The organism is Lysinibacillus odysseyi 34hs-1 = NBRC 100172, assembly GCF_001591965.1.
In the GTDB taxonomy this organism is placed as follows: domain Bacteria; phylum Bacillota; class Bacilli; order Bacillales_A; family Planococcaceae; genus Lysinibacillus_B; species Lysinibacillus_B odysseyi.
In genome coordinates, this window is record NZ_BCVX01000003.1 from 373,027 (window position 1) to 391,217 (window position 18,191).

The window sequence follows — 18,191 nt, forward strand, 5'->3', positions numbered from 1 at the left end:
AATAATTCCATATTTTTTTACTAAAAAAAACGTGAAAAAACCTCCTCCTTTATTAGAGGCGGTTTTATCGGTTATAGCATTTTCTCTTGTTCTATTCTATCAATAATACAGTTGGCTGTCTCTTCAACTGCCTTATTCGTCACATCTATTACCTCACAGCCGACTTTTTCTACCACTTGATAGAAATGAGCAATTTCTTCCTCTATACGGTCATGCTGTGCGTATGTAGCACCTTCTCCTAATCCGAGGGCTATCAGGCGTTCTTTGCGGATATTATTTAATTGGCCCGGCGAAATAACAAGTCCAAAACATTTTTTCGGATCTACCATAAATAATTCAGCAGGTGGATCAACTTCCGGTACAAGCGGAACATTGGCAACTTTATACCGTTTATGAGCCAGATACTGTGACAACGGTGTTTTAGATGTACGGGATACTCCTACCAATACAATATCTGCAAGCAGGATTCCCCGCGGGTCGCGGCCATCATCATACTTTACCGCAAACTCCACTGCTTCAATTTTTTCAAAGTAATACTCATCCAGCTGGTGTACAATACCAGGCAGCTCAAGTGGTTTTTGCTTAATCTTGCTTTCCAGCAGGTCCAGCATAGGCCCTAGCAAATCAATGACCGCAACATTGTGTTTAACACCCAGGTCATGCAATGCTGCGCGTAACTCTTTTTCGACAAGTGTATAAATGATAATGGCATCTTGCTTTTTAGCGATACTTATAATCTGCAGGAGATGATCCTGCTCATGAATGTGAGGAAATCTGCGGATCTCCACCTGTTCAAAATGTGGTCTAAATTGACTGACAACAGCCTTTACTGCCAGGTCCCCTGTCTCACCAACGGAATCAGAAACGACAAAAAAACGTAATTTCTCCATGGGCTGCACCTTACAGGTCATGCGTTTCCGCAAGTGAAATAAACGCCTTCGTAATATTTGTCTTAGTTAGACGACCAACAATCTCTAGACCCTCTTCGGTTTCCTCCACAACAGGCAAGGAATCGATTTCATGTTCTATTAGTTTATTCGCCGCCAATATAAGCGAATCCTTTTTTGAACAATACGAAATGTTTGGCATACGCGTCATAATTATGTTTACTGGGATTTTATTTAGATCCTGGCTTCCGATGCTTGTACGAAGTAAGTCCTTCCGTGACAATACACCCTGCAAGTGATTGTCCTTATCAGCGACAAAAAGCGTCCCTACATCCTCTAAGAAAATGTGCAGAATCGCATCATAAACCGTCATATTTTCAGATACTATGACCGGCATAGACTGAAAATCCTTTACTTTTAAATTCATCATTGACTCCGTTAAGGAAACGGTATTTTTTTTACCGGCATAAAAATATCCTACACGTGGTCTTGCGTCTAAAAAGCCCGCCATTGTCAAAATTGCCAAATCCGGTCTTAAGGTAGCCCTTGTCAGGTGAAGACGCTCCGCAATCTGTTCACCTGTAATCGGTCCATTCTCCTTGACAATTTGTAAAATGGCGTCTTGACGTTTATTGAGTTCTATTGGACTCACCGCCTCAAATAATGTTATACTTTTTCCATTATTATTATATACTATTTTGGCATGGATTGCGAAGAATAAAATCTTAAAGGTTCAGTGTTGACACGTGTACAATTTTATTGCATATTTACAATATAGATTAAATAGGCGATGAACGGGATATAAGTAATTTTTCAACTACTCAGCGAGCAGGAATGGTGAAAGCCTGCAACCGAAAAATGAAACGGCACCCGTGAGCTGACTTTTTGAAAGAGGCTTTTTATGATGGCATGCGGTTTTCCATTTGCGAAAACGCTTGACCTCCCCTAAAAAGCAAGCGGGGTGGAACCGCGGGTGCAAATGGTACGCACTCGTCCCCGGGCATATCATATGTCCGGTGGGCGGGTGCTTTTTTCGTTGCCGTTTACCGGACAATAAATAGGAGGAATATTTGATGGCGCAAAAATCTATGGAAACAATCGTCAGCTTGGCAAAGCAACGTGGATTCGTTTTCCCCGGTTCAGAAATCTACGGAGGTCTTGCAAACACATGGGATTACGGCCCACTAGGTGTTGAACTGAAAAATAATGTAAAAAAAACTTGGTGGCAAAAGTTTGTTCAGGAATCTGAACATAATGTAGGTTTAGATGCTGCGATTTTAATGAACCCGCGTGCTTGGGTTGCTTCAGGTCACGTCGGTAACTTCAATGATCCAATGATCGACTGTAAGGCTTGTAAAGCGCGCCACCGTGCTGATAAATTAATTGAAGATGCCTCTTTGGAGAAAACAGGTAAAGAAATTATCGTCGATGGTATGAGCTTTGACCAAATGAAAGCGAAGATGGACGAATTAGAAGTTACCTGCCCAGACTGTGGCAAAGATGACTGGACAGATATTCGGCAGTTCAACTTAATGTTCAAAACACACCAAGGTGTAACAGAATCTTCATCGAATGAAATCTATTTACGTCCGGAAACAGCACAAGGTATTTTTGTTAACTTCAAAAACGTTCAGCGTTCTATGCGTAAACGTACTCCGTTTGGGATTGCACAAATCGGTAAATCATTCCGTAACGAAATCACACCAGGTAACTTTACATTCCGTACACGTGAATTTGAGCAAATGGAGCTTGAATTCTTCTGTAAACCTGGGGAAGACCTTGAATGGCATTCTTACTGGAAAAACTTCTGTAAAGATTGGTTATTAAACCTTGGCATGAAGGAAGATTCTATGCGTCTGCGCGATCATGAGGAAGATGAATTATCCCACTATTCAAATGCAACAACAGATATCGAGTTCCGCTTCCCATTCGGCTGGGGTGAACTATGGGGTATTGCTGACCGTACAGACTATGACTTAAAGCAGCATATGGAACATTCAGGTGAAGACTTCACGTATATTGATCCAGTAACAAACGAACGCTATGTTCCTTACTGCATCGAGCCTTCTTTAGGTGCAGACCGCGTAACTTTAGCATTCTTATGTGATGCTTATGACGAAGAAGAATTAGAAGGCGGCGACGTACGTAATGTCTTACGCTTCCATCCTGCTCTTGCGCCATTTAAAGCAGCGGTATTGCCATTATCAAAAAAATTAGGTGAAGAAGCCTCTGCTGTATGGGCAGAACTACGCAAAGCATTCCCGGTTGATTATGATGAATCACAATCCATCGGTAAACGCTACCGCCGCCAGGACGAAATCGGTACACCATTCTGTATCACGTACGATTTCGACTCTAAAGAAGACGGCCAAGTAACAGTGCGTCACCGTGATTCAATGGATCAAGTACGTATGCCTATTTCAGAAGTAAAAGCATATATCGAAAAGCATTTACAATTTTAGTAATAGCGGGGGGACGATTCGCACAGCGGGTCGTCCTCTTTGCATATTAACATCCACAATTTTTCACGACCTCTTCTACTGCTCGTATCCCCAAAACTAGAAACTGAATCTTACGAAAATAAAGAATGAACAAAATGAACAAAACCCACTTTTCTTCGTTATAATGGATAAAAAGGTTATAAGGGAGTGTTTGTCATGTTCTTTCAAACAAAGGGAAAAACAGCATCAACACGGGATTTATATGACCAAATGAGAGAGATCGTTACAGAATGCCTTACGCGTGAACTGCCTGAACACAGTTTGCGAAATCATCTTTTATTTACAGCTAATATGAAACTGGAAGGGTTGCAGGAAGCGAAGGAAAAGCATCGTCATTTTATCAATGTCTCTACAAGCTCCGGCCGATTTCATCAAGAACGCTATACAAAGCTGTCGGAGAAGCATCATCAGTTATATCGATTAACTAGAGGTTATATGTATTTATGTGACCCACGTGAGAGGGAACATTTCAACCACCACTTTCGTCTATCCAGTACAACTATTAATAATTGCTACGAACAGTTTATAACTAGACATGCCTTTTGTTTTACACCCGAAGATGAAAGTGCATTTTTCCATGGATTGAAGGAAGAAATCATTCCAATGCTTTGTCAGATTGAATAACAAAATTTCAGATTTTTGGATGATTACTTATACAAATTCAAGGGTAAATATACTCTTGTAAAGAGGAGTGAAAAATATGCAAGCAAAAAATTATAAAAAGCTTAATACATTAATACAAAAAAACTTTCATGCGAGACATCGTTCATTGGCAATCCGCATGATCTTAACCTTGGAAGATATCAGCTTGCGTAATATCCATTTCGCTAATCTTATGCAAGATTTATCTCCCAAGCAAGGTGTTCCCATCCAGTTGAAACGCTTATCGACATCCGAGCTGCGCGTGTTACAGCTTTTCTTTAAAGAAATCCAGAAAGAATGCCCTGACTGCTATAAAGCAAACGTCATCCTTATATTAAATCGAATCCGTTTATTATTAAATCAAACGCTCGTATCTTATACAGAAGATAGATCTGCCTTTTCACGCATCCCAACAATCAATTCCTGACAGCACTAATTATTTTTTCAATCAAAGAGGCTAAGACAAAATAAAAAAGTCATCTTTCTTTCGAGAAAGATGGCTTTTTTCGATATAGGGAAGCAATAGTATAGCTTTCATGTCATTTCTTTGCCCCTTCCTATTTCTAAACATACTTTTTACAATTAGAAAAATGAATCCTCTAAAAGATTTCCTTATTTCCTATCTCTTTCTTTCCAGCTATGACGTATCGTCCATAGCTGATAACATATTAAAAGAATTACCTGCCCCACATCCTACTCATAAAATAATGCGTGCCCATCCCCTCTTTTACGCTCAAATTTGTACGGCCAGGTCGTCTCCATCATAAGTTGAATGTTTTTTTCGACTATTTAGTCCCATTCCATCCCTGTTCTTCTGATTTGTGTATGAATATTAACCTTAATATTCATTTCTTTGTAAATCTTCTTCCACTGCTCAGTCGTCTTTACTTCTCGTTTCCAATAATCACTATATTCTGCACGGATTCTTGCACCTATTCCAAGGATATCTGACTGATCATCTTGCAATCTTTTTATCAGGTTTAAGAGAACATCCTTTTCTAGAAAAGCATTGGCCTCTTTTTCAATTTCCTTAATTTTTTTCTCATCCAGCCTTCCATCATTAATTTCTTCATCAAGCTCCGAGTCAATATGAATATCAATTGCAGCTGTGGGAGTACCATTCTGTAGATCTACCTGTATAACAGAACTCCTTTTTTGGGAGTTTAAAATATATACCGCATCGTCTAAAGAAACCATAAAAGAGTATCCGCCTTTCGCTTCTCCAATCATGGCCAAATAAGCACCTATCTCTAAAGGCAGCATCGTTCCGGCCATTTTTTCTTCTTTGAAATAACTTAAACCACTAACAAAAATGCGGTCATTATTTATAGGTTTGACGATGGGTAAAATTGCATCGACCCCGATATCCGAAAGGTTTATCCAAAATTTCCCCAAATACTCCTCCGGCAATTTTCCGAATCGAACTGCATTATTTAAAGTTTCAGCCAAATATAAGGCAGGTACTGTTTCAATAGGAGGGGCCACTTTTAATATAGAGTGGGCGTCACCTTCGCTAATAATCATCCAAGCCGTTCTCCTTACTTCAATATCACGCCTTAAATAGTCACTAATATCTATAATCCCTTGTTTTGCAATATCCTCACTGACTACAATAATTTGCAAGTGGCCTAAATACAGCTTTTCCGCAAGCTGCTGCTGCATATTGGCCAATGCATCTTTCATCGTATGGCCGTATGTTTCAAGTACCCATGCTGTTTTCTCAGAGCCTTCTCCTGTTCCGCCCTCAGGCCCAAGTTTAATTTTTCCGGGTACCGCTATTTGAGCTGTAACTTTATATATTGTATCTTCAACGCTAGCAGGAGTCTCTCCTTCTATATGGGTGACTTTTGGTATTTCATCTATTTCATTCATATCTCCTAAATCGACGGCTAGCCCTAAAATGTTTGCTCGTTCTTCTAATTCATAGCTGTCCCAGCATGCAGATAAAAAAAGTGGACTTATTAAAAATATAGTGAGCATACCCAGCTTTTTCACTCAGTTATCCCCCTTTGCCTACGAATGATAGATAAGATAAACAAAAGAACGGGATAGATAATGGTTATTATAAGGCCGACCAGCGTTACTTCTAATACATAGTAATACACCTCATAAATATCTTGTGGTAACGATGCAACCATAAATACAAACGGGAAACCTAAAAAAGCAATTAATCGATAGCGAGAAGATCGCATTAATTCTGCTACACCCCGAACATAAAGGAAATAATAAGAAAATAATGTTGTAAAAACGGCAAATATCCAGGCAATCAGCAAAATTGCATCAACACGCGATAAAACATCACCAGGAATTCGCACCATTTTCCCCAGTCCTAATGTCGGCCATAATAAATGCTTCATTTCTTCAGCTCCAAAAACAGCGAGTGCTATTGTAATTGTTATAATGAAAAAGAGACTACCGATTGCATATCCCCATAAACCACTTTTTACACATTTTTGCGGGTTTTTCATAAAAGGGATGAGCATAGCAATCACCATAAAATTCGATACAGCTTGTGTGACATTCATTCCTCCGCTAAAAAGCATCCTGATAGAAACATCATGTCCCGTGATAGGCAGCAAATGATAATAGGTAACATTTTGGATAGAAGGCAATAGTATAATTAATAACGGAATAATAATAAAAGGGAGATAGAAAAAATGGATATACACGAATGTTGAAACGCTCAAAAAGCTAACAGAAGCACATAAAAAAATCATGAAAAAAATGGCGATTGAAATGGGCGTATTGGGCAGCAATGATCCTACTATTACCTCTGCAAAATGGCGCGTTTCAACACCCATCAGGGTTAAAAAAAAGAGGATAACTATAATACTGAAAAAATTGCCGATTTTTTTTCCTAAAATTTCTTGATTATAGCCGATTAGTGTTTGTTTGGGAAAACGCCTGCCTAGTAAAGTGATCGCCAGTATGCCGAATCCCCCCATCAACACCCCTAGTACACTTGAAAGCGGCGCAGCTGTTCCTACTTTTTCTGTCACAAAATTGGGGATGCCAAGTATGGATACACCTATTATTGTGCTTATAATGGTTACTGCAAGCTGAACAGGTGTCACGGCATTGTTAGGTTTCATTATTGCCCTCTCCCCCGCTTCGTTTATTGTACTTCCTATTATCTACCCGCTTCTTATCTTGAGGCTGAAGATGCTTAGGTCTTTCTTTTGTCCACTGAATCGGAAAACGCATAAACGAGTCTTTTAACTCCTGATAATTCCCCGGGGAAAAAGGCGCCATATACGGAACACCAAATGACCGCAGCGACAGCATATGGTTTAACACGAGCATAATGCCTACTGCCAATCCTAAAAGTCCAAATGTCCCCGCCAGAATGATGAGTATGAAACGTAAAACGCGAAATGCCGTAGCTACGTTATAAGACGGGGTGGCAAATGAGCCAATGGTGGACAATGCCATAATGACAACGGTAATCGGGCTAACAAACCCCGCTTGTACAGCTGCTTGTCCTACTACTAAGACGCCTACAATGGATAATGCCCCGCCCACCTGCTGAGGCATCCGAACAGTTGCTTCCCTTAAAATTTCCATCGCAATTTCCATGATTAATACTTCTATCACTACGGGAAATGGAACCCCTTGCCTTCCACTTGAGGCAGCGACGACAAAAGTAGCTGGAATGAGCTCTGGATGAAAGGATAGCACCGTTACATAGAAGGAGGAAAAGGTCAGCGAAAAAACTAAAGCTGCTAATCGAATTATCCTAATCGCTGATGTAATGATCCAACGCTCATTGTAATCCTCACTTGTTTGATAAAATTGGACAAAAATGGCTGGTACAATCAGCGCAAACGGACTGCCATCGACCAAAATGCTTACTCTTCCTTCTAATAAATTTCCCACTACCCTATCTGGTCTTTCCGAGTTTTGCACTTGTGGAAATGGCGATGTTACATCGTCTTGTATATAGTGTTCGATATAGCCTGCATCCAGAATACGATCAATAACAATCTTATCAATTCGGCTCCGTACTTCTTCTAACAATTCTGGGTTTACGATGTCATCCAAGTAGCAGATTGCTATTTTGGTTTTCGTCCGTGTACCGACCTCTCTTTGCTCGACACGAAATTCAGGTACAGGAAGACGATAACGCAATAAAGCAACATTTGTTTGTAACGACTCAATGAACCCATCCCTTGGTCCACGGACAACCCGCTCTGTTTCTGATTGTTCAATACTTCGTTTTTCTTGAGTATAAACATCTAATGCCATCGCTTGCTCGATTCCTTCAATAAATACAAGAGCCTTGCCAGCAAGCAATGATTCTATACCCGCTGCTAAATTCTTCACCGTTTCAACAGCTGTATAATACAACACATCTTCCATAATATACGTTGTAATAGGCGTATGGCTGTTATCAGGATGTTTTTTGTTTTGAAGTTGCTTGATAATATCCCGTTCAATCTTTTCCATATCAACCAGCGATTTTAAACATATAAGCACAGCTGGTGTTTCTCCAAAAACTTTAAACTTTTTGCTAAGAAAATCCGCATCTTTTTGGAGAATGGAGGTAAATAGTTCAAAATTATATTTTATATTAGGTGTGAAATACACTGTTTGCGCTTTTTGGATGATTGAACTGTTTGGTACAAAGCGCTCTCCTTCTTTGTTGGTCGGGCTCTTTTTAAAAATAGGGGACATATAAACACCCTTTCCTGTTTATCTATACCATACGTGTTAGTATGTATCGATACATTCTTGCTATTCAAAAACGACAGGAGTAATTAAAATGCCTAATAAAAAAAGCTGTCATCACATCTCACTTGGCTAGTGAGGCAGGATGACAGCCCTTTATTCTTCTTCCTCTTTTTTACGTATCGGTTGAAGCTGTGGTGTCCTTTCTAGCTGTTCAATAAATGAACGTGATTTCAAACGGATGCCGGTCTGTTCTTCATAAATAGTCGTAACAATTTTTTTTATAAAACGTTTCGTTTGGGGTTTTAGCTCTAATTTCCCTACCTGATCAATCGGTACAGTATAAAACATCCGGATCAGCTTCAGCTGTGTAGGTGAAAGCCTGATAATATACGGATCCAAATGGAAGCAGTTATGGCATAGAAAGCCCCCTTGCGTAAAGGAAAAGGCAAATTCCCCTTCCACCGCTCCGCACGAGGCACAGCAATGGAGAATTGGCTGTACACCTGTATACGGCAGCATCTTCCAGTCAACAAATAATGTAATAGCCTCAGGGTCATAGCCTTCATCAATCGCCGTTAAGGACTGGAGCAGCAATTCAAATGCAAATGGCTCCTCTCTGCCTTCTTCCACCAACCGGTCGATTAATTCCACAATATAGCTTGCATAGGCAGTCGCAACGATATCCGTCTGCAACGTACGCATTGTATTAAAATGCTCGCCCTGCTGCAAGGTGCCCATTCCGCTTGTCCGCTGCACCAAAAATGAGCCATGCATAAACGGCTGTGTCACACCGGCTAGTCGGCTGGTCGGCTTCTTCGCTCCCCGGGCCATGCACGCAACCTTGCCCGCTTCACGTGTGAGTAATGTGACAATTTTATTTGATTCCCCGTACGCTCTTGATTTAAGTACGATCCCTTCCCATTTATGCAGCATACACAACCCGTCCTTACTCTCTTATATATTTCTATTATACACGAAAAAACAGGCAGAACATCTCTTCGATGCTCCACCTGTTTACAAGATGCTAACAATATAGTGTCGTATAATATGTTTTTTTTTGAAAGCTCCCTATACTTTTTTATACAGAGAATCTTTTACTTTTAATACTCGTCCTCACGGAAACCAAAGTCACGAAGATGCGTCTGTTTATTTCGCCAATCCTTCTGGACCTTTACCCAGAGTTCTAAATACACTTTTGAACCAAGCAGCATTTCGATATCTTTGCGTGCTCTTATACCAACCTCTTTTAACAAAGCCCCGCGCTTTCCGATGACAATGCCTTTTTGAGAGTCCCGCTCCACCATAATTGTCGCCTGTACACGAATCTTATCCTCGTTTTCTTCATCCCGTTTTATTTTATCGATCACTACTGCGATAGAGTGTGGAATTTCTTCACGCGTTAGATGAAGAACCTTTTCACGGATTAATTCGGAAATAATAAAGCGCTCCGGATGGTCTGTCACCTGGTCGGCTGGATAATACTGCGGCCCTTCCGGTAAATATTTTTCAATTGCACTTAATAAATTTTCAACATTATTCCCTTGTAAGGCAGAGATCGGTACAATCTCAGCAAATGGGTATTTATCTTTATACGATGCAATAATATCTACCAACTCATCTGGATGTATCTGGTCGATTTTATTGATTACAAGAAACACAGGCGTTTTATTGCCCTCCAGCATTTCTAAAATAAACTCGTCGCCTTTTCCGATTTTTTGCTCTGCATTTACCATGAACATGATGACATCCACTTCACGCAGTGTATTCTTCGCTACTTTCAACATGAACTCACCAAGCTTATGCTTCGGTTTATGAATACCCGGCGTATCGATAAAAATCATTTGAGAGCTGCTTTGTGTTAATACACCCTGCACTTTATTGCGTGTTGTTTGCGGTTTGTCCGACATAATGGCAATTTTTTGTCCAATTACACGGTTTAAAAACGTCGATTTCCCAACGTTCGGTCGGCCGATAATCGAGATAAAGCCCGATTTAAAGCCATTATTGTTTACTTGCTGCATAATCTAAATCCTCCGGTGTGAATGCGCCTGGTAACAGCTCACCCACTGTTGTTTGTTGTACGTCGCCTTTTAAGTTTGTTAAATAGACCGGCATATCCGGTGCACAAAATTCTGCCATTACTTGACGGCATGCTCCACATGGAGAGCACGGGCGATCAGTATCTGCTACGACAGCCAATGCCTTGAAACTTTTAACACCCTCTGATACGGCCTTGAAGAATGCCGTGCGCTCCGCACAATTTGTCATACTATACCCGGCATTTTCAATATTACACCCATGATATACTGTTCCATCTTCCGCTAGGAGCGCTGCCCCTACCTGAAATTTCGAGTATGGTACATATGCCTTTTCACGTGCAATTTTCGACTCTGCCAGTAATTGTTCCATGTTCATAGGAGAACTCCCCCTCTTTCCTTTAAAACCATTTTGGTAAAAATATGAGCATTCCGATTATAACACTTGCTATGGCAAATACAAGAACAGCACCTGCTGCGATATCCTTCGCCTGTTTTGCCAGCGGATGAATTTCAGGCGATGCCAGATCTACAACACGCTCGATCGCTGTATTGAAAAGCTCTGCCCCTATCACCAGCGCCATCACTAGAATCAGAATCATCCATTCCATCACAGAAAGGCCTGTAAAAAAACCAACTAGCCATACAACTGCTGCACTTGTATAGTGGAAGCGGATATTTTGTTCACGCATAGCTGTTATCAGTCCTTCTGCCGCATACCCAAATGATCGAATGAACTTACGAATGTCCATTACTCACGGGATAGGCCAAAAGAGCCTAAAATTTCATCTTGCTTACCGAACATTTCCTTCTCGTCCTCTGCTGTCATATGATCATAGCCAAGTAAATGGAGGAAGCCGTGTACTGCTAAAAACCCGAGCTCGCGTTCAAAGGAATGTCCGTATTCTTCCGCCTGCTCAAGAGTCCTGTCTGTAGAGATAATGATATCGCCCAATATACGCGGAATGTCATCGCCAATTATTTGGACCTCTCCTTCCCCCATTTCTTCAAGAGCAAAGGAAATTACATCTGTCGGCTGGTCCTTATCACGATATTCCCGGTTAATTTCATGAATTGCTTCATTGGTCACAAAAGTAACGGAAACCTCCGAACCCTCTTCAATCTGCTCCACCTTTGCAGCATGCTGCAGAAGCTTTTCTACAAGCTCAATATGCTCTTCTCTCACCATATTTGTTTCATCTAAAAAGTCGATATTTAAAATCATAATGCCTCCTGCTTCTCTTTTGGATATTCAATACGTGAATGGAAAATGCCATTCAATGTCTCACATAATACGTCTTCAATGATTTTCAGTTCCTTCAGCGAAATATCGCATTCATCAAACTGATCATCTTGCACCCGGTCCTGGATAATAGCCTGGATTAGCTTTTGAATCTTATCTGCGCTTGGCTCCTTCATTGAACGTACTGCTGCCTCTACACTGTCTGCAATGCTTATGATAGCAGCTTCTTTCGTTTGCGGTTTAGGCCCCGGATAACGGAAATCCTTTTCAGCGACCTGTTTTCCTTCTTCTTTTGCTTTATGATAGAAAAACTTCAGCAGGCTTGTCCCATGATGCTGTAATGCAATATCTATAATCTCCTGCGGCATTTTATGCTTCTTCAGCAGGTCTGCACCATCTGTCGTATGAGCAATAATGATATCTGAGCTTGACTCAGGAGCCAAAGTATCATGAGGATTGATCCCCATCTGATTCTCAATGAAAAAGGCAGGTCGACGCGTCTTTCCTACATCGTGATAATAGCAGCCAACACGGGCAAGTAAGCCATCCGCCCCGATTGCCTCACATGCTGTCTCGGCCAAATTGGCAACCATTACGCTATGATGATAAGTGCCCGGCGTCTCCGTTAAAATCTTTTTTAATAACGGATGGTTCGGGTTTGAAAGCTCAATTAGTCGCATCGTTGATAGGATACCGAACACCGATTCAAAGAACGGTAACAACCCCATTGTCAAAGCTCCCGAAAGCAAGCCCGAGACAATCCCCGCCCCTATATAGAACAGAATTTCGGACACCCCGTAATCCGATTGTGTCATAAGCAGGTAAAACGCAATGAACACAAGATTAATAACAGTTACAATGGCACTGGCACGCAAAATATGCGACCTTTTTTCCACACTTCCCATAAAGAACAGCGAGGCAAAACCGCCAAACAAAATATACAGTGCAATATCCATTTGTAAAACAGCTGCATAGTTTTCCTGGAATATAATACCTGCTGATGCCGCAATTAATAACGTTACTAATGCGGCAATCCGGTCATTCGTTAAAAGTCTTAACAGCATTGTGGCCATAGCAGTAGGAAAAATAAACCCAAGCATGACATCAAAGTTATCAGATATAAGGTTCCCCAATTTCATAATAACAATTGCACTTAAATAAACGATTACCGTTACCAGCAAATGATTGCTTTTTTCTTTCAGCGGTCCCTTATATCCATCAAAGAGAACAAATAGAAAGATCATTTGAAGGATAATAAGAATCATAACGCCTCCAATTGGTTTCCAGGAAGCCTGGCTATCAATGAGGCCAAGCAATTCCAGCTGGCGGTACTTTTCCCTGTCGACAATTTCCCCTTCAAGTACAATAATCTGACCCTGTAAAATTTTCGTCGGCTCTATTGCATCACGTGCCTGCCGCTTGGCAATAGCCGTTTTTTCCTCGTTTAATGTTTCTGTCTCGACCAGCGAATTCCGACCTAGCGTAATCGCTGTCGAGAGCAGCGGATTCGCAATTGAGGAAGAGCGGATTAGCGACTCTATGTTTGTACGGGCAGATGATAGATTTTCTTTTCTTATACTTTCAGAAAGTACATCTTTCACAAGTTCCACTAATATATCCCTAGCTTGTACAAGCTGGCTTTCGGACGCATTAAACAATGCTCGCAGTTCATCATCAGTCAGTGACAAACCCTCTTGTTTTTCCGTCACTGCTTTCAGCTTCTCTTTCATTACTTCCAGTTTTTCAGCTTGTGACAATTTCTCCTGCGCATCCAATTCTTTTTTTGCTTCGATCGTTAAATCAAACAGCAATGTAAGCAAGCCCGCCTTCTGCTCAGCTATTTCCTGCCCGAAATCATATACGGGAGCTGTTGCATTTTCAGCATTGGTACGTTCAAGTTCTGTCTTTTCTGTATCTTCTACGGTCTTGGCTGCACGAATCGTCTCCGGTGCCAAGCTTCCCATCGATATATCATATGTAACGCCTCTTACACTATCCACCATTAACCCAAATTGCAGAAATGCTGTAACGACCAGTACGATAGCTAAGAATGAACGAAAGCCCATTAAATCCACAAAACGTTTCAATTGCTTCTCCATTCAGCACCTCCTATTTAACCTTCCTCTATTCTACCAATTTCTACAGGTGATTTCACAAAAAAAAGCAAAACCCTCAAAGGATTTTGCTTTTTCCTTCATTTAATGTCCTAAATCAGCATATGCCTGCATTCCTTTTGAAACTAATAAGTGCCTGACGTTTCACTTTCTGAATAGGAAAAGCATTACAGTTCTTGGCCGGCGTATGCCTGGATGACTTTCGCTACCAATGGATGTCTTACTACATCGCCTTGCACCTGCCGCTTTGCTCTCGGCGCATAGGAAAAGCATTATAGTTCTTGGTCGGCGTATGCTTGGATGACTTTCGCTACCAATGGATGTCTTACTACATCGCCTTGCTCCAGGATTTGGAAATGTATATCTTTTACATATTTTAATGTGCGTTCAGCGATAATCAGGCCGGATTCCTGATTTTTTGGTAAATCGATTTGAGTTTTGTCCCCCGTAATAACCATTTTCGAGCCGAAACCCAAACGAGTCAGGAACATTTTCATTTGCTGGTGTGTTGTGTTTTGCGCTTCATCCAAAATAACAAAAGCATCATCCAGCGTGCGTCCCCGCATATAAGCAAGTGGAGCAATCTCAATTGTTCCCCGCTCAATGAGGCGTTGCGTCTGCTCCATGCCGTAAATATCATGCAGAGCATCATAAAGCGGACGTAAATACGGGTCTACTTTTTCCTTTAGATCCCCTGGTAGAAAACCGAGCGATTCCCCTGCCTCTACAGCCGGACGTGTTAGAATAATCCGCTTTACATGTCCATTTTTTAATGCCTGTGTCGCCATGACTACGGCCAAGTATGTTTTCCCTGTACCTGCAGGCCCGATACCGAATACAAGGTCTTTATGGCGAATGGCTTTAATGTACTCCCGCTGGCCAATTGTTTTGGCGCGAATCGCCTTACCTTTGGCATTACGGGCTACCTCCTCGTCATAAAGCTCTGGGAAATACTCAATTGTCCCTTTCCCAGCCATCTCAATGGCTGTCGCTACATCCCGTTGATCAATATTGATGCCTTTACGAATGACTTCAAGCAAGCCGTGCAGCACAGCCGTTGCACACTCTTTTTTATCATGATCTTCACCAGCGATTTGGATAAGCCCTCCTCGAGTGATGATTTGTACACTAAAAGTTTCTTCGATTAATTTCACATTTGCATCCGACATCCCGAGCAGCATGACTGCTTCATTTGGATTATCGACTAAAAGTTCCGACATTTTCTCTGACATAAATCATTCTCCTTGATAAATAGGGTATGGTGTTGCGATGTTTTCATTTACCAAAAAAAGGACTTGCCCCCTTACTGTATCATTATCAAATGTAACCTGTAAAATCTTTTCCGATTTAATTGTCGTCTTCGGAGGAAGACCCTGCAATATTTTCTTATGAAGAAGCGGCCGGATAATCGTATCCAAATCCTCTTCTTTCAATACGCGTTCTTCCTTTTTAAAACTCTGTTCTTTTACGATACGAACATGATTCTTCAGCCATGCAGGAAGATTGATTTCATCCATATACACTTTCTCTTGATCGTTTGTTACTTTCCAGGCGGATTCGGTCGGCGTATAATAGGTGGCCTTCCGGTTCAATGTAAAGGCCGTTTCAAGCCAGTAATCCGCATAGACCTCTCCTTCTGCCCCAATGACAAGCTGCTCGTCCCCCGCATCCAGAATTCCCGATACTAGAGCATCTCCTTTATACACAGTTGTGTTGGCATCTACCAGCCTGACACCGCTCGTCAGAAAATAATGGGTAACAACTCCGCTATTACCTGCTATAAGATGCATCGGTTCATCCGATTTCTTTTTTACTTCTGTTTTTGGCGCCAGCTGTAGCGATATCGTAATATTTCCGCCACTTTTCATAAAATGAACCCATGACAGCTCTGGAAACTTTGCCATGAGCTGCTGGCGAATTTCATAATCTGTCGGCAGCGATTGTTTTACTAATGGGATGGTAATGCCTATTTCCTTGTCAATAAACTGCTCGGCCTTTAATGCGAGCTCCGGGGTTGCACCTGTAACATGAATCCGCCAAATAAACTGTGTACAGATGATTGGTATAGCAACTAATAATAGTATACCCATAATTGTTTTCCATGTAATTTGAAGAACAGAATCCAAGTCGTCATAGCGCAGTTTCAGATTAGCGCCAGCAAAACGCCGGGCACGACGCAATGCTGGTAGGTTATCTCTCGTTATTTCAAATGATACTTCATTATTGGAAAAACGGACTTGTTTCATGACAATACGCTCTTTATGTAAATGGTGAAATAATCGATCTGCACGTGGCCCTTGTTTAAGCGACACAATCACTTTGCGGCGGTCCATTACATCACATGCTCTTCTATCTTAATTTTGTTGATCACTTCAGCACTCAATAAAAAGCCGCCCTCGGTCAAATACTGGACGAGTATCCCTTCCCCTTCAATTGTCAGCTGAAACTTCCCTAAAGAGCAGCTAAATTGATCAGACGCCACCTGCCGTACATCATATAGACCGTTCCATCGAATCTGGCGGAATTGAATCCATTCCAGAACGTCATCCAATTGCATAAATGATTTCAAAAAAAGCCCCCTTTCTTACAGTGTATGCAAAAAAGGGGGCATGTATTATTTACGTTGCTTCGCTTTTGGAGGACCTAAAATTTCCGAGGTAATTACTGCCTGCACTAGCTGTTCTCTCGTACTTGGCACAATAACCGGAGATTCCTTCTTTTGCCGTTGTATGATAGGTCTGGACACACCCAGCTCCGGGCGCAGGGATTTCCGTTCCTCCTGGATTTCCCGTACCGCTTCCTTTACAGGTTCTTCGACCGTCTCTTCGTTCATCTTACGAACATCGCGGACCGCCTCCGCCTTTTCGCTTAATTGACCAAAAACTTCCTTTGCAAAATCATCTAGTGAACGTACTTTCGGTCTTTCCCTACGCGGTTCATCCCTTGTACTTTCCCGAGGGACATGCTGATTGCTAAATGGCGGCATTTGCTTCGTCTCTTTTTCTTTTGTTTTATCTTTTGTAAATAGCGTACTGAGAACAAACATGACAATCATGATGATGATCCCTTCCATTTAGCGCTCCCCCTCCTCGGTTATTTTTCACCTTTTTCAGACTTATTCTCTTGTGACACTTTTGCAATAGAATCACGCATTGATGTGTCAGCCTGTATATTTTTGTAATTCATATAATCCATAATACCAAAGTTTCCGCTGCGCAATGCTTCTGCCATCGCCATTGGAACTTCCGCCTCGGCTTCCACTACTTTTGCCTTCATTTCCTGAACTTTGGCCACCATTTCCTGCTCACTTGCTACGGCCATCGCACGGCGTTCCTCAGCTTTCGCCTGGGCGATATTTTTGTCAGCCTGCGCCTGCTCAATTTGAAGCTCTGCCCCAATGTTTTTACCGATGTCTACATCCGCAATATCAATGGATAAAATTTCAAAGGCTGTACCTGAATCCAAGCCTTTTGAAAGGACCGTTTGAGAAATCATATCCGGATTTTCCAACACTTTGGAATGGGATTCAGATGAACCGATTGTCGATACAATCCCTTCACCGACACGTGCAATAATTGTTTCTTCACCAGCACCCCCAACTAAACGATCAAGGTTTGCACGTACTGTAATACGGGCTTTCGCTTTAACTTCAATACCGTTCATTGCTACCCCTGCGATAAACGGTGTTTCAATTACCTTTGGATTAACGGACATTTGTACAGCCTCTAATACGTCCCGTCCTGCTAAGTCAATAGCCGCACAACGTTCAAATGTCAATTCAATATTCGCACGCTGCGCTGCTATTAAAGCATTAACTACTCGGTCCACATTACCACCCGCTAAATAGTGGGACTCCAATTGATTAATCGATACATCAAGCCCTGCCTTATGTGCTTTAATCAACGGATTGACAATACGTGACGGGATAACCCGGCGCAGCCGCATCCCAATCAATGTAAAGATACTTACACGAACCCCTGCAGCCAGGGCACTGATCCATAGTGCAACCGGTACAAGCGTAAAGAATATTGCCAGTACAATGAATGCTCCTACGATCATGGCAATTAAACCGATTGTTGCTCCATCAATAACCATTA

Annotated in this window: 19 protein-coding genes; 3 read left to right on the forward strand and 16 right to left on the reverse strand. The window is 41.6% G+C overall.

Annotation, left to right across the window (positions count from 1 at the left end):
• Positions 1-71: 71 nt before the first annotated feature.
• Positions 72-890, reverse strand: a complete 819-nt coding sequence (locus BOD01S_RS06975; protein ID WP_036157857.1) for a pyruvate, water dikinase regulatory protein — start codon at positions 888-890, stop codon at positions 72-74.
• 10 nt (positions 891-900) lie between these two features.
• A complete protein-coding gene (locus BOD01S_RS06980) occupies positions 901-1,539 on the reverse strand; it encodes a helix-turn-helix transcriptional regulator (protein WP_036157854.1) in 639 nt (212 codons plus the stop codon).
• Between the two features lie 421 nt (positions 1,540-1,960).
• Here BOD01S_RS06980 and BOD01S_RS06985 point away from each other — a divergent pair, with 421 nt between their 5' ends.
• From BOD01S_RS06985 to BOD01S_RS06995, 3 genes are all read left to right on the forward strand, one after another.
• A complete protein-coding gene (locus BOD01S_RS06985) occupies positions 1,961-3,349 on the forward strand; it encodes a glycine--tRNA ligase (RefSeq protein WP_036157851.1) in 1,389 nt (462 codons plus the stop codon).
• Between the two features lie 195 nt (positions 3,350-3,544).
• Positions 3,545-4,012 (forward strand): hypothetical protein, encoded by a 468-nt coding sequence (locus tag BOD01S_RS06990; RefSeq protein ID WP_036157848.1) that lies wholly within the window; start codon positions 3,545-3,547, stop codon positions 4,010-4,012.
• Positions 4,013-4,088: 76 nt separating this feature from the next.
• A complete protein-coding gene (locus tag BOD01S_RS06995; protein WP_036157843.1) occupies positions 4,089-4,457 on the forward strand; it encodes a hypothetical protein in 369 nt (122 codons plus the stop codon).
• 362 nt (positions 4,458-4,819) lie between these two features.
• On the opposite strand, the gene BOD01S_RS07000 is transcribed toward BOD01S_RS06995, so the two are convergent.
• The 14 genes from BOD01S_RS07000 to floA form a co-directional block, all read right to left on the reverse strand.
• Positions 4,820-6,025, reverse strand: a complete 1,206-nt coding sequence (locus tag BOD01S_RS07000) for a Ger(x)C family spore germination protein (RefSeq protein WP_036157841.1) — start codon at positions 6,023-6,025, stop codon at positions 4,820-4,822.
• Positions 6,022-7,122, reverse strand: a complete 1,101-nt coding sequence (locus tag BOD01S_RS07005; protein ID WP_036157837.1) for a GerAB/ArcD/ProY family transporter — start codon at positions 7,120-7,122, stop codon at positions 6,022-6,024. The genes BOD01S_RS07000 and BOD01S_RS07005 overlap by 4 nt, the downstream gene beginning before the upstream one ends.
• Positions 7,112-8,704 (reverse strand): spore germination protein, encoded by a 1,593-nt coding sequence (locus tag BOD01S_RS07010; RefSeq protein WP_052124970.1) that lies wholly within the window; start codon positions 8,702-8,704, stop codon positions 7,112-7,114. The genes BOD01S_RS07005 and BOD01S_RS07010 overlap by 11 nt, the downstream gene beginning before the upstream one ends.
• 150 nt (positions 8,705-8,854) lie before the next feature.
• Positions 8,855-9,634: a DNA repair protein RecO gene (gene recO, locus BOD01S_RS07015; protein ID WP_036157834.1), complete on the reverse strand. Its 780-nt coding sequence runs from the start codon at positions 9,632-9,634 to the stop codon at positions 8,855-8,857.
• A 167-nt stretch (positions 9,635-9,801) separates the two neighbouring features.
• A complete protein-coding gene (gene era, locus BOD01S_RS07020) occupies positions 9,802-10,722 on the reverse strand; it encodes a GTPase Era (protein ID WP_036157831.1) in 921 nt (306 codons plus the stop codon).
• Positions 10,703-11,116 carry a cytidine deaminase gene (locus BOD01S_RS07025; protein ID WP_036157828.1) on the reverse strand — a complete coding sequence of 138 codons (414 nt, stop codon included), beginning with the start codon at positions 11,114-11,116 and terminating at the stop codon, positions 10,703-10,705. The genes era and BOD01S_RS07025 overlap by 20 nt, the downstream gene beginning before the upstream one ends.
• 22 nt (positions 11,117-11,138) lie before the next feature.
• Positions 11,139-11,489 (reverse strand): diacylglycerol kinase family protein, encoded by a 351-nt coding sequence (locus tag BOD01S_RS07030; RefSeq protein ID WP_036157825.1) that lies wholly within the window; start codon positions 11,487-11,489, stop codon positions 11,139-11,141.
• Positions 11,489-11,962, reverse strand: coding sequence for an rRNA maturation RNase YbeY (gene ybeY, locus BOD01S_RS07035; RefSeq protein WP_036157822.1), 474 nt, complete (start codon positions 11,960-11,962; stop codon positions 11,489-11,491). Before ybeY ends, BOD01S_RS07030 begins: the two co-directional genes overlap by 1 nt.
• Complete coding sequence (locus BOD01S_RS07040; protein ID WP_036157819.1) at positions 11,959-14,079, reverse strand: HD family phosphohydrolase; 2,121 nt, start codon at positions 14,077-14,079, stop codon at positions 11,959-11,961. Before BOD01S_RS07040 ends, ybeY begins: the two co-directional genes overlap by 4 nt.
• Positions 14,080-14,366: 287 nt before the next feature.
• Positions 14,367-15,326, reverse strand: a complete 960-nt coding sequence (locus BOD01S_RS07045) for a PhoH family protein (protein WP_036157816.1) — start codon at positions 15,324-15,326, stop codon at positions 14,367-14,369.
• Between the two features lie 3 nt (positions 15,327-15,329).
• Positions 15,330-16,427 (reverse strand): sporulation protein YqfD, encoded by a 1,098-nt coding sequence (locus BOD01S_RS07050; RefSeq protein ID WP_036157813.1) that lies wholly within the window; start codon positions 16,425-16,427, stop codon positions 15,330-15,332.
• The gene (locus BOD01S_RS07055) at positions 16,427-16,663 is read right to left on the reverse strand and encodes a hypothetical protein (RefSeq protein ID WP_036157811.1); all 237 of its coding nucleotides are present in this window, start codon (positions 16,661-16,663) and stop codon (positions 16,427-16,429) included. Before BOD01S_RS07055 ends, BOD01S_RS07050 begins: the two co-directional genes overlap by 1 nt.
• 45 nt (positions 16,664-16,708) lie before the next feature.
• Complete coding sequence (locus BOD01S_RS07060) at positions 16,709-17,167, reverse strand: hypothetical protein (protein ID WP_036157809.1); 459 nt, start codon at positions 17,165-17,167, stop codon at positions 16,709-16,711.
• Positions 17,168-17,187: 20 nt separating this feature from the next.
• Entirely contained in the window at positions 17,188-18,189 is a 1,002-nt protein-coding gene (floA, locus tag BOD01S_RS07065; protein WP_036157806.1) for a flotillin-like protein FloA, read from the reverse strand.
• Positions 18,190-18,191 lie beyond the last annotated feature (2 nt).